Source organism: Paenibacillus sp. FSL H8-0122, from assembly GCF_038005345.1.
Classification (GTDB): domain Bacteria; phylum Bacillota; class Bacilli; order Paenibacillales; family Paenibacillaceae; genus Paenibacillus_AQ.
The window spans coordinates 1924293-1942738 of record NZ_JBBOTB010000001.1; the positions used below are offsets into that span (position 1 = coordinate 1924293).

Annotated in this window: 24 protein-coding genes; 23 read left to right on the plus strand and 1 reads right to left on the minus strand. The window is 54.4% G+C overall.

The annotated features are described in order from the left end of the window. Nucleotides 1–58: 58 nt before the first annotated feature. The 11 genes from NSS64_RS08315 to NSS64_RS08365 all read left to right on the plus strand — a co-directional run bounded on the left by NSS64_RS08315 (nt 59) and on the right by NSS64_RS08365 (nt 7759). On the plus strand, nt 59–502 hold the full coding sequence (locus NSS64_RS08315) for an anti-sigma factor (RefSeq protein ID WP_340939697.1): 444 nt from the start codon (nt 59–61) through the stop codon (nt 500–502). A 149-nt stretch (nt 503–651) separates the two neighbouring features. Then, on the plus strand, nt 652–1239 hold the full coding sequence (locus NSS64_RS08320; protein ID WP_339310367.1) for a histidine phosphatase family protein: 588 nt from the start codon (nt 652–654) through the stop codon (nt 1237–1239). A 90-nt stretch (nt 1240–1329) separates the two neighbouring features. Next, the gene (locus NSS64_RS08325) at nt 1330–2418 is read left to right on the plus strand and encodes a hypothetical protein (RefSeq protein WP_340939698.1); all 1089 of its coding nucleotides are present in this window, start codon (nt 1330–1332) and stop codon (nt 2416–2418) included. 11 nt (nt 2419–2429) lie between these two features. Then, nucleotides 2430–2936 carry a gamma carbonic anhydrase family protein gene (locus NSS64_RS08330; RefSeq protein ID WP_340939699.1) on the plus strand — a complete coding sequence of 169 codons (507 nt, stop codon included), beginning with the start codon at nt 2430–2432 and terminating at the stop codon, nt 2934–2936. 18 nt (nt 2937–2954) lie between these two features. Next, a complete protein-coding gene (locus NSS64_RS08335) occupies nt 2955–3134 on the plus strand; it encodes an IDEAL domain-containing protein (RefSeq protein ID WP_036698090.1) in 180 nt (59 codons plus the stop codon). A gap of 124 nt (nt 3135–3258) precedes the next feature. Then, nucleotides 3259–3684, plus strand: a complete 426-nt coding sequence (locus NSS64_RS08340; protein ID WP_341139810.1) for a DUF2487 family protein — start codon at nt 3259–3261, stop codon at nt 3682–3684. Between the two features lie 221 nt (nt 3685–3905). After that, on the plus strand, nt 3906–4460 hold the full coding sequence (locus NSS64_RS08345) for a ubiquinol-cytochrome c reductase iron-sulfur subunit (protein WP_036727269.1): 555 nt from the start codon (nt 3906–3908) through the stop codon (nt 4458–4460). A gap of 5 nt (nt 4461–4465) precedes the next feature. Beyond that, the gene (gene qcrB / locus NSS64_RS08350) at nt 4466–5137 is read left to right on the plus strand and encodes a menaquinol-cytochrome c reductase cytochrome b subunit (RefSeq protein ID WP_036727267.1); all 672 of its coding nucleotides are present in this window, start codon (nt 4466–4468) and stop codon (nt 5135–5137) included. Nucleotides 5138–5160: 23 nt separating this feature from the next. Further along, complete coding sequence (locus NSS64_RS08355) at nt 5161–6036, plus strand: menaquinol-cytochrome c reductase cytochrome b/c subunit (RefSeq protein ID WP_341139811.1); 876 nt, start codon at nt 5161–5163, stop codon at nt 6034–6036. Nucleotides 6037–6156: 120 nt separating this feature from the next. Next, nucleotides 6157–6804 (plus strand): DUF1405 domain-containing protein, encoded by a 648-nt coding sequence (locus NSS64_RS08360; protein ID WP_340939704.1) that lies wholly within the window; start codon nt 6157–6159, stop codon nt 6802–6804. Between the two features lie 55 nt (nt 6805–6859). Continuing rightward, nucleotides 6860–7759, plus strand: a complete 900-nt coding sequence (locus NSS64_RS08365; protein ID WP_341139812.1) for a sporulation protein YpjB — start codon at nt 6860–6862, stop codon at nt 7757–7759. A gap of 91 nt (nt 7760–7850) precedes the next feature. Here NSS64_RS08365 and NSS64_RS08370 read toward each other — a convergent pair whose 3' ends face one another. Continuing rightward, complete coding sequence (locus tag NSS64_RS08370) at nt 7851–8723, minus strand: YitT family protein (protein WP_341139813.1); 873 nt, start codon at nt 8721–8723, stop codon at nt 7851–7853. A gap of 168 nt (nt 8724–8891) precedes the next feature. Between NSS64_RS08370 and NSS64_RS08375 the strand changes: the two genes are divergently transcribed. From NSS64_RS08375 to NSS64_RS08430, 12 genes are all read left to right on the plus strand, one after another. Next, complete coding sequence (locus NSS64_RS08375; protein WP_036698080.1) at nt 8892–9221, plus strand: nucleotide pyrophosphohydrolase; 330 nt, start codon at nt 8892–8894, stop codon at nt 9219–9221. A gap of 59 nt (nt 9222–9280) precedes the next feature. Further along, nucleotides 9281–9802: a tetratricopeptide repeat protein gene (locus NSS64_RS08380; RefSeq protein WP_340939708.1), complete on the plus strand. Its 522-nt coding sequence runs from the start codon at nt 9281–9283 to the stop codon at nt 9800–9802. A gap of 32 nt (nt 9803–9834) precedes the next feature. Then, nucleotides 9835–10638, plus strand: coding sequence for a 4-hydroxy-tetrahydrodipicolinate reductase (gene dapB, locus NSS64_RS08385; RefSeq protein ID WP_340939710.1), 804 nt, complete (start codon nt 9835–9837; stop codon nt 10636–10638). A gap of 17 nt (nt 10639–10655) precedes the next feature. Continuing rightward, nucleotides 10656–11081, plus strand: a complete 426-nt coding sequence (gene mgsA / locus NSS64_RS08390; protein WP_036727258.1) for a methylglyoxal synthase — start codon at nt 10656–10658, stop codon at nt 11079–11081. Beyond that, nucleotides 11078–11782, plus strand: coding sequence for a bacillithiol biosynthesis deacetylase BshB1 (gene bshB1 / locus NSS64_RS08395; protein ID WP_341139814.1), 705 nt, complete (start codon nt 11078–11080; stop codon nt 11780–11782). Before mgsA ends, bshB1 begins: the two co-directional genes overlap by 4 nt. A 91-nt stretch (nt 11783–11873) precedes the next feature. After that, the gene (gene bshA / locus NSS64_RS08400; RefSeq protein ID WP_340939716.1) at nt 11874–13031 is read left to right on the plus strand and encodes an N-acetyl-alpha-D-glucosaminyl L-malate synthase BshA; all 1158 of its coding nucleotides are present in this window, start codon (nt 11874–11876) and stop codon (nt 13029–13031) included. A gap of 10 nt (nt 13032–13041) precedes the next feature. Beyond that, on the plus strand, nt 13042–14325 hold the full coding sequence (locus tag NSS64_RS08405; RefSeq protein ID WP_341139815.1) for a CCA tRNA nucleotidyltransferase: 1284 nt from the start codon (nt 13042–13044) through the stop codon (nt 14323–14325). After that, nucleotides 14318–15118, plus strand: coding sequence for a biotin--[acetyl-CoA-carboxylase] ligase (locus NSS64_RS08410; protein ID WP_341139816.1), 801 nt, complete (start codon nt 14318–14320; stop codon nt 15116–15118). The genes NSS64_RS08405 and NSS64_RS08410 overlap by 8 nt, the downstream gene beginning before the upstream one ends. A gap of 415 nt (nt 15119–15533) precedes the next feature. After that, nucleotides 15534–16400 carry a 3-methyl-2-oxobutanoate hydroxymethyltransferase gene (panB, locus tag NSS64_RS08415; protein ID WP_340993476.1) on the plus strand — a complete coding sequence of 289 codons (867 nt, stop codon included), beginning with the start codon at nt 15534–15536 and terminating at the stop codon, nt 16398–16400. Nucleotide 16401: 1 nt separating this feature from the next. Next, on the plus strand, nt 16402–17292 hold the full coding sequence (panC, locus tag NSS64_RS08420; RefSeq protein WP_340993475.1) for a pantoate--beta-alanine ligase: 891 nt from the start codon (nt 16402–16404) through the stop codon (nt 17290–17292). Beyond that, a complete protein-coding gene (gene panD / locus NSS64_RS08425) occupies nt 17285–17668 on the plus strand; it encodes an aspartate 1-decarboxylase (protein ID WP_036727238.1) in 384 nt (127 codons plus the stop codon). Before panC ends, panD begins: the two co-directional genes overlap by 8 nt. Before the next feature lie 114 nt (nt 17669–17782). After that, complete coding sequence (locus NSS64_RS08430; protein WP_340993474.1) at nt 17783–18421, plus strand: tetratricopeptide repeat protein; 639 nt, start codon at nt 17783–17785, stop codon at nt 18419–18421. The last annotated feature ends 25 nt before the right edge of the window (nt 18422–18446 follow it).

The following is an 18446-nucleotide window of genomic DNA, read 5'->3' on the forward strand; positions in this document are numbered from 1 at the left end:
CGCAACCTGCTCCTACTGCAGTGCCGAATGGGCGCTGTGGCAGGAGACCAGTGAGCTTATGCAGGATACAAGATTCGATGTCAGCGATGAGCGGGCAGAAGCGATTAACAGTAAGGTGATGGAGCGGATCTATCTGGAGAGCCCCTGGCTTATGCCCGGTGACGGGAAGTCTGCAGGGAGTTCTACAGTATTCCGGCATCGCTTAAGCCTCTGGATTGCCTGTTTCTTAGCGGTGTTTATCTCAAGCTTCTTATATTTCACCGTGTTCAAGACCCCCTCGAATACGACGGCGGCACAGAGCGGGATCGTCGAGACAGGTGTGGCAGGCTTAACCCTGGACTGGTCTTCTTCATATCCGGTGGAGTCTGAGGGCGGGATTATTGAGCCGCTGGTGGCCAGTATGGGCCCTGCACATCCGCAGTACTGGATGGTATTGTCGACGCTGGGCGTCGGATTATCCATATTCCTGCTGGTCCGTCTGAACCGGTACCGCAGACAATGAGAACCCCCTTCCCGAGCATGGAGAAGAGGGTTTTTGATTTGAATACAAGAATGTATGTGTTTCCACTTGTTCTAAAAAAGAAGACATTTGTTTTCATTCGTGTTACATTATTAAGCAAACATAAATAGGGAAGGGAACGGTGATAGGCGATGCTGATCGGCTTAATACGCCATGGGCTGACGGATTGGAATGCAGTAGGTAAAATTCAGGGACAAAGTGATATTCCGCTGAATGATGAAGGCAGGCGGCAGGCTGAGATGCTGGGTGACCGGCTGCTGCAGGAGCCTTATCACTGGGACTATTGTATTACGAGCAGTCTGTCCCGTGCAGCAGAGACCGGCAAGATCGTAGCGGCCAAGCTGGGCATTCCTTTACTTGAGCCGGATGACCGTATCCGTGAGCGAGCCTACGGCCAGGTGGAGGGCATGACAGCCGAAGCCCGTGAAGCCAAGTGGGGCAAGGATTGGAAGCTGCTGTCTCTGGGACAGGAGAGCGATGAGGCGCTTCAGGTCCGGGGGCTTGCGTTCCTGGAGGATATTACGGCCCGGTTCCCGGGTAAGAATGTCCTGGTCATCTCCCATGGAGGATTCCTTGCACAGCTCTACACCGCACTCTACAAAGACAAATATTCGGAACGGCTCGGCAATCTCTCACTCACGATTCTGGAGAAGAACGAGCAGGAATGGAATCCTTTATTGTACAACTGTACCCGTCATATTTTACAAAAACAGCATTAACCCGACCCTTCGGGTTATTTTTTTTGCGGCAAAAGGAATAAAAAGGGCTGTATTTCCCATAATGGTAGTAAAACAGTGAGGCGATGAGAGATGAATCTGGCGGATATGCTCACTTATGCAGACATTGGTCAGCTGACCGCCATTGCGGGACGCTATCAGTGTGAATGCAAACGGAATTCCAAACATGATTTGATTCAGAGTATATTGATCACCTTGGGCAGCCGGGAGTTCATGGAGTCCCATATTAAGGGGAGTTCCCCGGGAGAGCTGCGTTTGCTGAACAGCCTGCTCTTCGATGAACGCAGCCACTTCAGCCTGGAGGATCTGCTGGCTGCGGCCAGGCAGGCTTCCTTCGATGCCCCGCCCGGCAAAAGCGGTGACTACCGCGAGCTGGTCAGCCGGCTTAAGAACAGCGGCTGGCTGTTCAGCGGAGCTTCCCAGCAGAGCCGGTATCTGTTCCAGGTGCCGCTGGATCTGAAGAAGCGCTTCCGTGAGCAGATGGGCCAGTATTTGCAGGAGCGGATTGTTCCGGGCCCGGAGCCGGCGGTGTACAGGGGGGAGGGGGATTTGCTGGCCGGAGATCTGCTGCTGTTCCTGCGGTATGTGAAGGAGAATGAGCCTGAGCTGAACCAGGAAGGCGCACTCTATAAGCGCAATCAGCAGGGAGTGATGAATGCGCTGCAGATTGCAGAGCCTTTACTCGGCAAGGGCGGCTGGAGGTTCGGCTACGGCAGGGCTTGTGAGCATTATCCGCCGAGATTTGCCCTGCTGTACGATTATGCCCGCCACCGCCGCTGGATCTCCGAGGAGGGCTACAGGCTGCAGCTTACAGCGGCAGGCGAGCATTTTCTGGCGGAGGGGAAATCGGAAAAGCTGATGCAGTTATTCTCCTTTTGGTTAAGACTGTATAAAGGGGCTATTCCCAATTTGCCTTCGCTGGTCTACTGGATTAGTCTAAGTGCCGGCAGATGGGTGACCACAGCCTCGCTGTCAGAAGGAATCGGCTGGCTGATCAAGCCCTTTTATTACGATGATGCCGCTTCCATTCTCGAACAGCGAATCTTGCGGATGATGCTGCATCTGGGCATGCTTAAGCTTGGTGAGGAAGCCGCAGGAACAGTGGTCATGATGACACCCTGGGGATGTGAAGCGGCTGTGCCGAAGCATCTGCTCAGGTAAGGAGGAGAGAGATGCGGATTGCCTATGGGAGTTACATACCGCAGCTTGACGAAACGGTCTATGTGGCGGAAGGCGCTAAGCTCGTTGGCGATGTAAGAATAAGCAAACAATCCAGTGTCTGGTTCAACGCTGTACTTCGCGGTGACCTGGCGCCGGTGATCATCGGGGAGCGCTGCAATATCCAGGACGGTGTGGTCGGCCATGTGGCGGACGGATTGCCGCTGGTGCTGGAGGATGACATCTCGGTCGGGCATTCAGCAATCATCCACGGCTGCCGGATAGGCAAGGGCACATTAATCGGAATGGGTGCAATTGTACTGAACGGAGCAGAGATTGGTGAATATGCTTTAGTAGGAGCCGGCTCCATTGTAACCGAGAACACAATCATTCCTCCGTACACGCTCTCCTTGGGCACACCGGCCAAAGTGGTCCGTGAATTGACTGAGCAGGATCTGCTGAGGATGGCACGCACAAGTGAAAGCTATGTGAAAAAAGCATTGGAATACGGAATTTCTTAAACAGCGGAGGTGTATCGAATGGACAAAATGAAGGCTACTTATGAAGTGATGCTGGGGCTAGCTGCGGAAATGGTGTGGGATGAAGCGTTAAGAAAGCGTCGTACCGACATGTTGTACCGGAAGATCGACACGGCGCTGGCTGCTGGTGATGAAGCGGCTTTCCGGAATCTGACTGAAGAACTGAAAAGTTTGGCATAGGGAAATGCGCCTGGCGCATTTCTTTTTTTTTTCAAAATTAAAGATTGCCAAGCCATATACACTTGTTTATGATGCTTTTAAAGTTAAATGCATGCTGCGGAATGCGGCTAGAGGGGGCGAATCTATGAAATTCAGTGATTTTGACAGTAGAGCCTGGGAGACCGATGGACAATACTATGATACCTGCATTATTCCGTATAGCGGACTTCAAGGCACGGAGACTCCGCCTGAGACAGTTAAGTTACTTGAACGGCAGCGTGATTTCCTGGAATTGGCCGAACAACCGTACAAGGGGCGGGTCGTGACTTATCCGGCGGTACAGTATACAGGGTCTGGAATGACAGCTTTGTTGAATGAACTTTGCCGGAAAGTCAAATCCAGTGGCTTCCAGTACGCGATCGTGATGTCTGCCAATGAGGGGCTGCGCAGGGAGGAGGTATTTGAAAGCGATTTACTCCTTTGCCTGCCTGAGATAGCTGCCGATACGAGAGCCCCGGTAAGCGCATATGTGCGGAGTGAAATCCAGGCTCTGTGGCAGAATGAAAAATGAGTTAAATGTGACGGAAAATCAACAATTTATCAAAAAACGGCCTTAAACGCCTGTCACAATTTAGACAATATTCTTGACGGGTTTTAGACCCTAAGCTATGATTAGGATGAACTTATATGAACTGTGATATTTTTCATTGAAAACGGATTTTTTACCTAAAATACCTATGCAACAACTCTGCAGGTGCCTTCTCACATTTTGAAAAGGGGGTTACATACAGTATGAGCAGCCTTAATGAAGAAGAAGAGTCACTTCCGCAAGAACCGCCCAGCCGAAACGAGATGTCACGCAGACAGTTTTTGACCTACACACTAGGAGGGGCTACCGCCTTTATGGGTGCCGGAGTTATCTTGCCGATGGTCCGGTTTGCTGTAGATCCGATTCTGCAGAAAAAAGGCGAGGGAGAATTCATCAAGGTAGCGGAAGCGTCCAAAATTACAGAAGAGCCCCAGGAGTTCACCTTCGAGCTTCCGCAGCAGGACGGATGGTATGCCAGTACAGCGATGCTTACGGCGTGGATCCGTAAAGACGCGAACGGAGATATTTATGCGCTTTCACCGATCTGCAAGCATCTGGGCTGCACCGTAGGCTGGAATAACAACAAGGCGCATCCCGATGAATATCATTGCCCTTGCCATGGCGCCCGCTATACGAAGCAGGGCCGGCAACTGGCCGTGGCTGCCAAGCCGCTGGACCAGTACACCACCAAGATTGACGGAGGCTGGGTATATCTCGGTGAAATCGTCCCTAATACTGTTTCGGCGAAGGAGGCGTGAACGGCGTGTTCAAAAACGTATATAACTGGATTGACGAACGTCTGGATATTACACCGATCTGGAGAGATGTTGCCGACCACGAGGTCCCCGAGCATGTCAATCCCGCACACCACTTTTCAGCCTTTGTCTACTGCTTCGGGGGACTAACCTTCTTCATCACTGTAATACAGATCCTCTCAGGAATGTTTCTGACCATGTATTATGTCCCGGATATCATTAATGCCTACGCCAGCGTGGAATATCTGCAGACCAAGGTCGCCTTCGGTAAAATCGTCCGCGGCATGCACCACTGGGGCGCGAGTCTCGTCATTGTCATGATGTTCCTTCATACGATGCGTGTGTTCTTCACCGGTTCGTATAAGGCCCCGCGCGAGATGAACTGGGTAGTTGGGATGCTGATTTTCTTTGTCATGCTGGGACTGGGACTTACCGGTTACCTGCTTCCATGGGACAATAAGGCGTACTTCGCCACCAAGGTTACATTGGAGATCGCCAATTCGGTTCCGTTCATGGGACCGGTGCTCAAGGAGCTGATGCAAGGCGGCAGCATTGCCGGCGCCGAGACGCTGACCCGGTTCTTCGCCTTACATGTATTCTTCCTCCCGGCGGTTCTGCTTATACTGCTTGTCGGGCACTTCATTATGATCCGCAGACAAGGCATATCCGGTCCGCTGTAAAATAACGTATAGGAGGCACGGTCATGGCACACGGAGACGACTCCAAAGAGAAGGTGATATTCGTCGGGGATTCCCGGGTCCGCAGAGGAAACGGATTCATTACCCCGCCGGATTATACGGCGTATCCGGGCAAATCGGAAGCCTTTATCCCTAACTTTCTGCTCAAGGAATGGATGGTTGGCGTAGTGGTGCTGGTGGGAATCCTGGTTCTGACCATCTCGGAGCCGGCTCCACTCGGGTTCCCTGCCAATCCGGCAGCAACGGTAATTCCGATTCCCGACTGGTATTTTCTCTTTCTCTATCAGTATTTGAAGCTTCCTTATGCATCAGGTGACTATATTGTGCTGGGAACGCTGGGCGTGACAGGCGTGGCCTTCGGGGCGCTGCTGCTGGCGCCTTTCCTGGATACCGGCCCCGAACGGCGGTTCTACCGCAGACCGATTGCATCCTCGCTGATGTTCCTGTCCCTCGCGGCAATCGTCTATTTGACCAACACAGCCTGGACAGAATACAAGCATGAGATGGCTGAAACCGGCCAGATTCCAGAGGATGTTCAGCGCGAGGAGAAAGCGGCCGAGAACAGGGCGGCGGGCTTGCCAACCACCAGCGCCGTCAAGCTGAAGGATATTGCCATTGTGGACAAGGATGATCCGGCGATGGCACTCTATAAGCAAGCAACCTGTATAACCTGCCATGCGGTAGATATGAAGGGCTCCGGCAGTTTTCCTTCGCTTCGGGGTGTAGGCGATAAGCATGATAAGGCGGCGATTCTTACTATTATAAAAGACGGTAAGGGTCAGATGCCGCCAATGGTGGAGACAGCTATGGGAGCAGGGCTGACCGAGCAGGATATCGATGAGCTGGCCGGCTGGCTTGCCAAACAAAAAAGCGGACAGTAAAATAAAGTAACGCAGGACCTGATCGTGTATGCGCTCAGGTCTTTGTTATGTCATAAGAGTTGTAATGAAATCAGTGTTGTATTGAAATGAAGCTGCTACAGTCGGGGGGAAGTTGTACATATGCCGGGTCATTGGTTTGAGAAGTTATTTAGGGACCGGAGAATAATATGGCTGCTGTTTATCGTGAATCTGCTCGGAACGGTCTACGGGTATATGTGGTACGGCAACCAGCTCACATTCACGGCGCAGAATGAACCGCTCTGGCTCCTGCCGTTCGTTCCTGACAGCCCTACGGCCAGTCTGTTCTTCACGGCTGCATTACTGCTGCTGCTGTATCCGCCAAGAGGGCTTACAGGGACGCTGGTGCGTGAGCTGATTGAAGCGCTGGCAGTCCTAACCTCTGTGAAGTACGGAATATGGGCGGTCAGCATCATTGTGGCCGGCGGTTATCAGGGAGATTCCCTCACCTGGAAGGACTGGATGCTGATGATCTCCCATACCGGAATGGCCGTGGAAGCTCTGATCTATGCCCGGTTCTTCACCTTCCGGAGAATGCTGCCTGTGGCGCTTGCGTGGACGTTCGCTAATGATGTAGTGGATTATTCACAAGGCGTGTATCCATGGCTGCCTTCTGTGCTTGATGATGATCTTACCGCTGTTCAGTACTTCACCATGGGGCTTACACTGTTCAGTACGGCTGCTGCCTGGCTGTTCTGCGGCCGGACAAGACGTCCCGCACTTCCGGACAGAACTGCCATGAAGCACTGAGCCTCTGTTCTAACTCTTGTCCTTCCGCCATACATTAAGGTGGGAGGGATGTCTTATGCCGCGCAGAAAAGTAATCATACTGTCAGGAATCATGCTGTGCTGGCTGCTGGCCGGTATCAGCGGAGGCCGTGTTCAGGCTGAAGCAGGGGATGCCGCTGCAGACCAGGGAAGTACAGCTTACATAGAAGCAGCCGGAAGTGTGCCCAGTGATCCCGCTGCTCTCACAGCCAGAAGCGGAGCGCAGCGGCTGGAGCAGGCTGCGGAAGCTCTGTACGGCTATGTGCTTGAAGGCGATGTGCTAAAGGCCCGCCAGGAGGCAGAGCAGGTCTCGCAGATCTTCATCTCTTCGTCCTTTGAAGGGATGACCTCAGTAGAGGGGGTCAATGCACTATCCTCCGTGATCCTGGACATGAAGTCGGCACTGGCTGCGGCCCAGCCGTCCCCGGAGAGATGGGAAGCGGCTGCGGCGAAGCTGCGGCTTGCCGCTAACAGCCTGAATCACCCCCGCCAGCCCATGTGGCTGCAGTATTATAAGCTGGTCCGTGAGGATCTGAACGATATGGAGCAAAGCGCCGCCGCGAATGATCTGAAGAGCTGGACAGCGGCGCTGGCAAGACTTCAGAGCCGGTATGCGAATATCCGGCCTGCGGTGATCATCTCCCGGCCTGCTGAGGCGGTGAGCAGCTTTGATTCCTGGATGTCTTACGCAGGTGGGGTTGCAGGCTCGGAGCAGCCCGTGGAACGGGCCCGCCTGCTGGAGATTGTATCCTACGGGCAGGATGCAGCAAGAGTGATGTTCGGCAAGGACCGCAGCGAGCCGGTCCTGTCTCTGCCGCTGGCTCCGCAGCAATACGGGGGCTGGGCTCTGCTGGCAGGCGCGTTCATCCTTACGGTGCTCGTGTATACAGCTTACCGTAAGTACCGCGGCCAGAAGGGGAATTTAAAAACCGTGTAGGGTTGAGCGGCGGCAACAGAGGATACAAAGAGGGCGGACCCCATAAGCAGCCATTGCCGGCTTGTGGGGTCCGCCCTTATGTGTGTATAGTTCAGGTCTCCCGGAAGCCTTCGCCGTGAACGTCATGAACCTCACTGATAATGACGAAGGCCTTAGGGTCCACTGACTTCACCAGCAGGCTTAGCCGGCGGATCTCCTGTCTGGAGACCACGCAATAGACCATATGCTTCGCTTGCTTGGAATAAGCGCCGATCGCCGGGATTAAGGTAACGCCGCGATCCATTTCTACGGTGATCAGCTCTGCAATCTGCGGAGCCTCGTCGCTGATGATGGTGAAGGCTTTGGCGGCGTACGCCCCTTCCTGGATGAAATCAATTACACGTGAGGCGATGAAGACCGCCACGAGCGTATACAGTATTTTTTCACGGGGAATGTAGAGCAGGGAAGCCCCGATAATGATGATATCCACGGCCAGAATAATCTGTCCCATACTCCAGCCGAACTTGCGTCCGAGTATCCGTGCCACAATATCTACACCCCCGGTGGTGCCCCCGAAGCGGAAGACAATCCCCAGACCCAGACCCAGGGTAACCCCTGCATATAATGAAGCAAGAATAAAATCATGCTCGGTACTGAACGTCACAATCCAGCCTGCCTTAATCATCCGCTCGAATAACCAGAGGAAAAAAGACAGCGAGCCGATGCCGAGTCCGGTATAGACGATCTGATTCGCCCCGAGCACCTTCCAGCCGAGCAGAAAGAGCGGAAGGTTCAGCAGCAGTGTCGTTAAGAAGATCGGGATGTTAAAGGCGTAATTGAGCAGGATGGTAATCCCGGTAACTCCGCCCTCCATCAGCTGGTTGGGAATGATGAAATACAGGAGTCCGAATGCGTAGATGGCCGTGCCCATCATGATGGGGGCCACTGTTTTGCTGACTGTGCTGATTTTAATGGTTGAACTCATAACATCCCTCGCCTACGCCTCTAAATGGGCAATTTATATGTAATGATCCCCCCGGAGAGCATGTTAGCTCCAGGTGGTATTGCAAAAAAAGATTTGTCTTCAAAACGTCTTTACGATAACATAGGGGCAAACAGAAGGCAAGAACACACGGGGGTGAAACGACAATTTATGGATAAAAGTCTTGGTGACATTCAGCGTGAGGTGGATGCCTATATCTCACAGTTTAAAGAAGGCTACTTCAGTCCGCTGTCGATGCTGGCCCGGATGTCCGAGGAAGTCGGGGAGCTGGCGCGCGAAGTCAACCATCAATTCGGTGAGAAGCCGAAAAAAGCGGATGAAGCCGATAATTCGATTGAGCTGGAGCTGGGCGACATTCTCTTCATTACCGTTTGTTTCGCCAATTCACTGGGTATCGACTTAACTGAGGCCCATAATAAGGTTATGCACAAATTCAATACGCGTGATGCCGGGCGCTGGACGCCCAAAAACACCGATTAGGCCTATGCTACATATGCTGTACCAAACGAACGGGATTTAGCCGTAAGGATGGTGAGGATATGGACCATAATGATTATGTAAAAGCGGCCTACCGCTCGATACTCCGCAGTGACTTTGCTGAGGCCATCACCTTGTTCGAGGCGGCCATTGCCGCAAGTCCCGATGATGCGGAAGTCAGATACCGCTGCGCTATTACCTATGCCCGCAGCGGCATGCTGGATAAAGCGCTTGAACATGCTGTAGCCGCACGCAGACTGGATGGAACCAAACCGGAGTACCAGCTGCATCTTCAGCATCTGCAGGCTCTTAAGCTTGTGCAGGAAGCGAAGCGGCTGCTGGAGGATGAAGCAGCGGACAGTGTGAATCCGTACCATCCGATTACGCTGCTGAAGGAAGCCGTATCGCTTGACCCTCTCTACGGGGATGCTTATGTATGGCTGGCGATTGCGCACAGCCGGATGAATGAACATCTGCAGGCGATTGCAGTATTGAAAGAAGTCATGTCGCTGCACCCGGATGACAGCGGACTGCGTCTGCTGATGAAGGATCTGCAGAAATCGCTGCAACACTATATACAATAATAACAGAGCCAGGGAAAGCGGGGAGAATTCATTTGAGTGACAAGATCAGAGTTATTGTCTCCGGAGCTGGAGGCAGAATGGGCAAAGAGGTTGTGAAGCTGGTATTGCAGGATGATGAACTTGAGCTGGCGGCAGCGGTTGACCGCTCTGCACATGGCAGTGATGCCGGCCGGCTGGCTGGCCTTGAGGATTGCGGTGTAGTTGTGACTTCGGATCTGGAGACTGCGCTTGCAGACACAGAGGCCGATGTAATGGTTGATTTTACGATTCCACACTCTGCATATAGCAATACTGCGCTGGCGGTCAAGTACGGCGTCCGTCCGGTTATCGGTACCACCGGCTTCACGCCGGAGCAGATCGCCGGGCTGGACAAGCAATGTGAGGAGCAGGGAATCGGCGGACTGATTGCGCCTAACTTCTCCATCGGTGCGATTCTGCTGATGAAATTCGCTGCCCAGGCCGCAAAGTATTTCCCTCATCTCGAAATTATCGAATATCACGGAGACCAGAAGCTGGATGCTCCTTCAGGAACAGCGATTAAGACGGCAGAGATGATCTCTGAGGCGCGGCAGGAGCTCCGCCAGGGACATCCGGAGGAAGAAGAGATTATTGAAGGCTCGCGCGGCGGGTATTATAACGGCTTCCGTATTCACAGTGTGCGTCTTCCGGGTGTTTTTGCCCAGGAGGAGGTTGTATTCGGCGGGTTCGGACAGTCGCTGAAGATCCGTCATGACTCCTATGAGCGAGCGGGTTATATGCCTGGAGTCAAGCTCGGAATTCAAAAGGTGATGGGCTATACCGGCTTAATTTACGGTTTTGAGCATTTTATAGAATAGACGGGGAGAGAAACAGAATGTTGAAAATTGCTTTTATCGCACATGACCGCAAAAAAGATGAAATGGTTAATTTCGTAACTGCTTATGAGCATGTTTTTGAAGGTCATAAATTATTCTCCACCGGGACCACGGGCCAGCGTATCATGGAAGTGACCAAGCTCTCCATTCACCGTTACATGTCGGGGCCGCTTGGCGGCGACCAGCAGATCGGCTCGATGGTGGCTACGGATGAGCTGGATTTAATTATTTTCCTCCGTGACCCGCTGATGGCCCAGCCGCATGAACCGGATATTACAGCGCTGCTCCGTCTGTGCGATGTGTACGGGATTCCGGTGGCCACGAATATTGCTACAGCAGAAATTCTGGTGAAGGCTATTGACCGGGGGGATTTCGGCTGGCGTGAGCTGGTACATAAATACAAGCCGGGTGTGGACGAGTCATGAAGCTTGACATTCTGGTATTCGGCGCGCATGCAGATGATGCCGAGATCGGCATGGCAGGGACGATTGCCAAGCATACTGCTGCCGGCTTCAAGGTAGGAATGTGCGATCTGACCCGGGCAGAGATGTCCTCGAACGGCACGGTGGAGCTGCGGGAACAGGAAGCACAGCAGGCTGCCGCACTGCTGGGCGCTGCGGTGCGGAGTAATCTGGGGCTGCCTGACCGCGGCCTGTATATGACAGAGGACCATTTGGCGGCTGTGACAGCGGAAATCCGCCGCTATGCCCCGTCTATGGTATTTGCCCCTTACTGGGAAGACCGCCATCCTGATCATATTGCCTGCAGTAAGCTGGTGGAGGAAGCGGTATTTAATGCCAAGCTGCGCAAATATATGCCGGACAAGCCCGCTATCCCCGAGCCTGGGTTATATTTCTACTTCATTAATGATCTCGGACGGACGGATCTAATCGTAGATGTGACTGCGCAGTATCCGCTGAAGGAGCAGGCATTGTCCTGCTACCGTTCCCAATTTGGACTCGCTCCGGGTGATGATGCCGTTGCAACGCCATTGACGGAAGGGTATATCGAGCGCGTCCGTTCCAGAGACATGCTGCTCGGCCAGCGGAGGCTCATTCCTTATGCCGAAGGGTTCGCCGGTAAGGTACCGTATACCGTAGATCTGTTCAGTGCTGCACGCGGATAAGGCGCCACTCGACAAAGCCCGGAAAACAACTATAATTAATTCATATCGTTACTTGAAGTAATAGAGCTAAGTTAAATGAAGGGGCGGAGCTATGGAGCGGCTAAAGATAGGCATCACTTGTTATCCTTCTCTTGGCGGCTCGGGCGTGGTGGCAACTGAACTGGGCAAGCTATTGGCTGAAAAAGGCCATGAGGTTCACTTTATTACCCACAGCATCCCGTTTCGGCTGGGAACGTTTCAGAAAAATATCTTTTACCATGAGGTAGAGGTTAACGATTATTATGTATTCCGCTATCCGCCATATGATCTGGCGCTGGCGACCAAGATGGCGCAGGTAGCCAAAATGCAAAATCTGGATCTATTCCATGTGCATTATGCGGTTCCGCATGCGGTATGTGCTTTTCTGGCCAAGCAGATCCTTGGTAATGATATCAAAGTGGTTACCACGCTGCATGGTACGGATATTACAGTACTGGGCCAGGATGAATCCCTGAAGGATCTGATCCGGCTGGGCATTAACGAGAGTGATGCGGTGACCGCAGTCTCCCGTGATCTGATCAAGGAGACCCGCAGGGCGCTTGATATTACGCGTGAAATCGATTTGACTTATAATTTCGTGGATAAGCGTGTCTATTATCCCCGGGATGTAACGGATCTGCGCGGCGACTTCGCGGCCCCGGATGAGAAGATTCTTATGCATATCAGCAATTTCCGCCCGGTCAAGCGGGTGAGTGATGTGGTGGATGTGTTCGCCAAGGTGAACCGGCAGGTGCCTTCCAAGCTGCTGCTGGTCGGCGAAGGCCCTGACCTGCCTAAGATTCAAGCCAAGATCAGCGAGATGGGCCTCGACGATCATGTCCGCTTCCTGGGTAAGCAGGACGAGATTGCCCAGGTGATCTCGCTGGCAGACCTGCTGCTGCTGCCTTCTGAGAAGGAGAGCTTCGGGCTGGTCGCCCTGGAAGCGATGGCCTGCGGCGTTCCGACTATCGGCTCACAGGCCGGGGGGATTCCGGAGCTGATTCAGCATGGCAAGACCGGATTCCTTGCGCCAGTCGGCGATACAGAATCGATGGCAGAGTATGCCATCCGGCTGCTCTCGGATGCAGCAATGGCTGAGAGCTTCCGGCGCGCTTGTCTGGAGCGGTCCTGTAATGATTTCAGCAGAGATATGATCACCAACCAATATGAAGATATCTATTACCGTGTGCTTGGGCGCAAGGTATCCGGATTAGACCCGATCCGGGGGTAAGGAGTCCGTTATGGAATGGAGAATGGCACCACCCGGCATGGCCGAAGCCGCCGGGACTGTTGTTGCCGGCCTGCTGGCAGGCGGTCATGAAGCTTATTTCGTCGGCGGCTGCCTGCGCGATGAGCTGCTGGGCCGTCCGGTGCACGATATAGACATCACTACCTCCGCACTGCCGGAGGAGGTGATGGCCCTGTTCCCGCGCTGTGTCCCTACCGGACTGGCACATGGCACGATCACTGTACTGCAGGAAGGCTACAGCTTGGAAGTTACGACCTACCGGACGGAGAGCGGCTATGCCGATCACCGGCGTCCGGAGCATGTCGTCTTCGTCAGGGATGTGCGGGAGGATCTCCTCCGCCGTGACTTCACGATCAATGCCATCTGCTGCGGCCTTGACGGCGGGCGGATTGACCCTTTCGGGGGAGAGCGGGATCTCAAGCTTCGCGTGATCCGCTGTGTAGGCGAAGCGGAGGAACGCTTCGAGGAGGATGCGCTGCGGATGCTGCGCTGCGTACGTTTTGCTTCCGTGCTGGATTTCGCGATTGCGAAGAATACCTGGCGCGGTCTGCTGCGCCAGCGTGACAAGCTGGCGCATATTGCTGTGGAGCGGGTGCGCGCCGAAGTGGAGCGCATCCTGGAAGGCCCGCACCCGCAGCGCGGGCTGGGGCTCCTGCTGCGCAGCGGCCTGCTGCCGCGCGGCAAAGCGCCGTTCCCTTGGACCGGCAGGGACCTGGCGGCTGCCGCCGCCCGCCTCGCCGGTCTCGGGAACCTGGAGAGCGCCCGCCTGCGCTGGGCGCTCCTGCTGCATGCCCTGGGATCGTCGGCGCAGTGCGCCGATGAGCTCCTGCGGGCATGGACGTTCCCGGGGGCGACGCGCACTGGCGTCGTCGCCGTGCTCCGCGTCCGCGAAGCCTGGGACGCGGCGTTGCTCTCGGCGCGGCCGGAGGCTTCCGGCGCCGGGGAGCGGCTGCGGCGGCGGTGGATCGCCGCCGTGCTGGGCCAGGGCCAGTCAGCCGCCGAAGGGTGGCTGACTGTGCTTGAGGCGGCGGGGGCTGACGCCGCGTCCCCTGTCACCACCAGCCTCCTGCGGTCCTGGACTGCAGAGATGCCGATCCGTACGCTCGCTGAGCTGGCGGTGAGCGGCCATGAGGTGACAGCGGCGCTGGAGAAGCGTCCCGGCCCGTGGCTGGGCGTATTGCTGAACCAGCTTCTGCTGGCTGTCGCGGCAGGTGACCTTGCCAATGACAACCAATTACTGCTGCAAGCAGCGCAAAGGATGGATAGAGATGAATAGCGGTCATGCGCAGCATTCCGGCGTGTTGAAACGGGAGGCGTTCGTTCCCGGCTGGGCCAAAGGAATTCAGCGGCTGGATACTGTCGGTTCCACACAGGAGGAAGCCAAAATACTCGCCGAGGGCGGCGCCCCGGAAGGGACAACGGTCATGGCCGAAGCGCAGACCGGCGGACGCGGGCGGATGGGCCGCAAATGGCACTCCCCCCACGGCAAAGGAATCTGGATGAGCCTGGTGCTGCGTCCGGATCTTCCGCTGGCCTTGACTCCGCAGCTGACGCTGCTCGCCGGAGTGGCTGTCTGCACAGCAATCCGTGAGGTTACCGGGGTGCCGGCCGGCATCAAGTGGCCGAATGACCTGCTGGCCGGCGGCCGCAAAATCTGCGGAATCCTGCTGGAATCCTCGCTTCGCGAAGGCGGGCTGCATTATTGCATCGCCGGTATCGGCATCGCTGCGAATTTGACGGAGGATGACTACCCGGAGGAGCTGCGCGGGATCGGTACATCGCTGCTGATCGAAGGCGGGGGCATTCCTGTAGACCGCACAAGGCTTGCGGAAGCCGTGCTGGAGGAACTTGAGTATTTGTATCATCTATATCTGGAGCAAGGCTTCCAGCCCGTGAAGGAGCTGTGGGAGTCAATGTCGGTGACACTGGAGCGTCAGGTATGTGTGAATACTCCCCAAGGCCGCACCGAAGCCACTGCTGTCGGACTGAGCGATAACGGCGGGCTGCTGTTACGTAACGAATCCGGTGAGGTAGTGAGTGTACTGTCCGGCGAAATTGAAATGATTTAGGTGGCAGGGCGGACATGTCACATTTTAAAATATAAGAATTATCTGTTTCACACGATAACTTATCCTTCTATTTCTCGCTGAAACGGTACCGTCCTTAATAAGGACGGTAAAGCTGTTTCCACTTGAGGTATATATTTTTGTGTTTTTTTGGTATACTGTGCTCATGAGGCGGCATCGCATGGCGAGCTGTACTCACGCAATTCAATCTTTTAACAGGAAATTGTTTACCGGATGTACCTTCATAACTGGATGTAACGGTTACGTTGGATTCTGCTCTGAGCCGTAAGGACCGAGACAGAAGGGACGATCGCGAGTGACTCTTTTTTGCCCTTCGGACCTTTTTAGCGGACCATGCTAAAAGGTTTTTTTGTTTGCGCGGATACCGCGTATTTTATGGAAAAGGGGAATGAGAGCAATGGCAGACAAACACGCACTGAATATTATCAAGATGAAAAAAATGAAAACGGACGGTGTGCCCCTGAGCATGCTGACCGCTTATGACTACCCGTCAGCCCTGCTGGCGGAAGAAGCCGGAATCGACCTGATTCTGGTCGGTGATTCCCTGGGAAATGTCGTGCTTGGTTATGACACCACGCTGCCGGTTACCATAGAGGATATGGTCTACCATACCCGGTCGGTGAAGCGCGGGGCGCCTAATACTTTTATAGTGGCTGATATGCCGTTCATGACCTACCACGGAAGCGTGGATGAGACCTTGCGCGGTGTGCGCAGACTGATGCAGGAAGGCCAAGCCCATGCGGTTAAAATGGAAGGCGGCCTCGAAATCTGTTCCGCAGTGTCCGCTGTTGTAGCTGCTGGCGTTCCGGTGCTCGGCCATATCGGGCTGACCCCGCAGTCGGTCAATATGATCGGCGGCTACCGGATTCAAGGGAAGGATCCTAAGGATGCGCAGCGGCTGATGGACGAAGCGAAGGCACTGGAAGCAGCCGGGGCATTCGGCATGGTACTGGAGCTGGTCACGGAGGAAGTGGCAGAAGCCATCTCCAAGGCAGTCAGCATACCGACCATCGGCATCGGTGCCGGGCGCTACTGTGACGGACAGGTTCTGGTGTTCCATGACGTACTGCGGTATGCCTCACCTTACCGGGAGAAAAAATTCGTCAAAACCTACGCCGATGTCGGCACTTTAATCCGTGAAGGCATCACCAGCTATGTTCAGGAAGTGAAAGACCGCTCATTCCCTGCGGAAGAGCATGTGTTCAGCGCAGACGAGACGGTCCTGGAATCTTTATACGGCAATGCCGGCAAAGGAGCGAAATAACATGAGAGTCATCCGAACGATTGCTGAAATGCGCGAAGCGCTTGAATATATGCGTCAAGGGGGCCATGGCCCCGTTGGTTTTGTACCCACCATGGGTTATCTGCACGAAGGACATGCCAGCCTGCTGCGTAAGGCAGGGGAGAAGAGCGGCACGGTGGTGATGAGTATTTTTGTCAATCCGCTGCAATTTGGCCCGAATGAGGACTTTGCTTCCTATCCGCGGGATGAGCAGCGTGATCTGGCGCTGGCTGAACGTGAAGGTGCGGACCTGGTGTTCATCCCCAGTGTAGAAGAGATGTATCCGCAGCCGATCCGTACAGGCGTATCGGTCTCCTCGCTTACGTCGCAGCTCTGCGGCGCTTCGCGTCCGGGACATTTTGACGGAGTAACTACTGTGGTCAGCAAGCTGTTTCATATCGTGCAGCCGGATTACGCCTTCTTCGGACTGAAGGATGCCCAGCAGGTAGCGGTTCTCCGCCGGATGGTGTCTGACCTTAACATGAATGTGGACATTATCGCCTGTCCTATTGTGCGCGAGGAAGACGGGCTGGCGCTTAGCTCCCGCAATGTCTATCTGAGCAGCGAGGAGCGCAGACAGGCGCTGGTGTTGTCCCGTTCCCTGCGCGAGGTGCGCCAGGCTATGGAAGAAGGCAGCATTCGTACCGTAGATGAAGCACGGGCCCTGCTGGTCTCGGTCATTGCTGAATCGCCGCTTGCGGTCATTGATTATGCGGAGATTCTAACCTTCCCTGATCTGGAAGAGCTGGAAGGCGGCAGCAGGCTGACGGATGCGGGCGGAGAGGTTATAATGGCTCTGGCCGTGAAGTTCGGCAGAACCCGTCTGATTGATAATAATGTATTTATTCCTAAGGAGGCACACGCTCTTGTTTAGACATATGATGAAATCCAAAATCCACCGGGCAACGGTCACTGAAGCCAATCTCAATTATGTGGGCAGCATTACCATTGATGAAGATCTGATGGAAGCTGCAGACCTGCTGGAGAACGAGAAGGTGCAGATCGTGGATAATAATAACGGTTCCCGTCTGGAGACTTATGTCATTCCGGGTCCGCGCGGCAGCGGCGTCATTTGTCTGAACGGGGCGGCGGCGCGTCTGGTACAGCCTGGCGATACAGTGATTATTATATCCTACGCTGTCATGTCCTCCGAGGAGCTGGCGGCGCACAAGCCGACTGTAGTGTTCGTTGATGCGGGCAACAAGCCGGTGAAGCTGGCGGATCATGAGATTCACGCGACGATTGCCTGAATTCTGAGCTTTGAGCCATGTAATCAATGGCAGGGATGAAGACCCCTGTACTTGCTGATAATGAAGTAAGGCAAGCTTAAGCTGACTTCATTATCAGTAAGGGTGGGATGTCCGGTGTTTCAACATTTATTTGCTGAGATGAACAAGATGCTCCAGGAGATCAAAGCCGACTATCCTACTGCGGAGGGTGCCCGCCGAAGCGATCTTTTATCCAAGTATAATATGCTCCACCGAATCAGTGATAATGTAATGGACGAATGGCTGGTCTTCGCCGAGAAGCTGAGCGAGTTCCGGGAACAGGCGGATTTTCAGGCTCCGCCAGACGAGCTGCCGGAAGAGGAAGCGCCCGAGCTTGGGATGGATGCTTTTGTCAGAGGCCAGGGCTATTACAAGCTGCTGATGTACCGCAAATGCATTGAACAGTTCAGGGAGGTTACGGCACAGTATCCGGACAGCCTCGCTGCCCGCCTGTATCTGGCCATGGCTTATCTGCAGGAGGGAGAAGGCGATACCGCCTGGGGACATCTGAATCACATGCTGGGCCTGATCCGTGAGGAGAAGCTGAAGGCGATGATCTATAATGCGCTGGGCTGTATCCGGGCTTCCCAGGAACGCTTCAATGAGGCCAGTGAGCTATTCAGCCTGTCGCTGCTGCATGACCCGGATCTGCCGGAGCCGAATGTGAATCTGGAGGTATGCCGCAGGCGGGGCGGGAAGCTGGAGTTTGGCCATCAGCTGGTTTCGCTTTTATAATTTATCCTCGGTTTCTTTAGGCGAT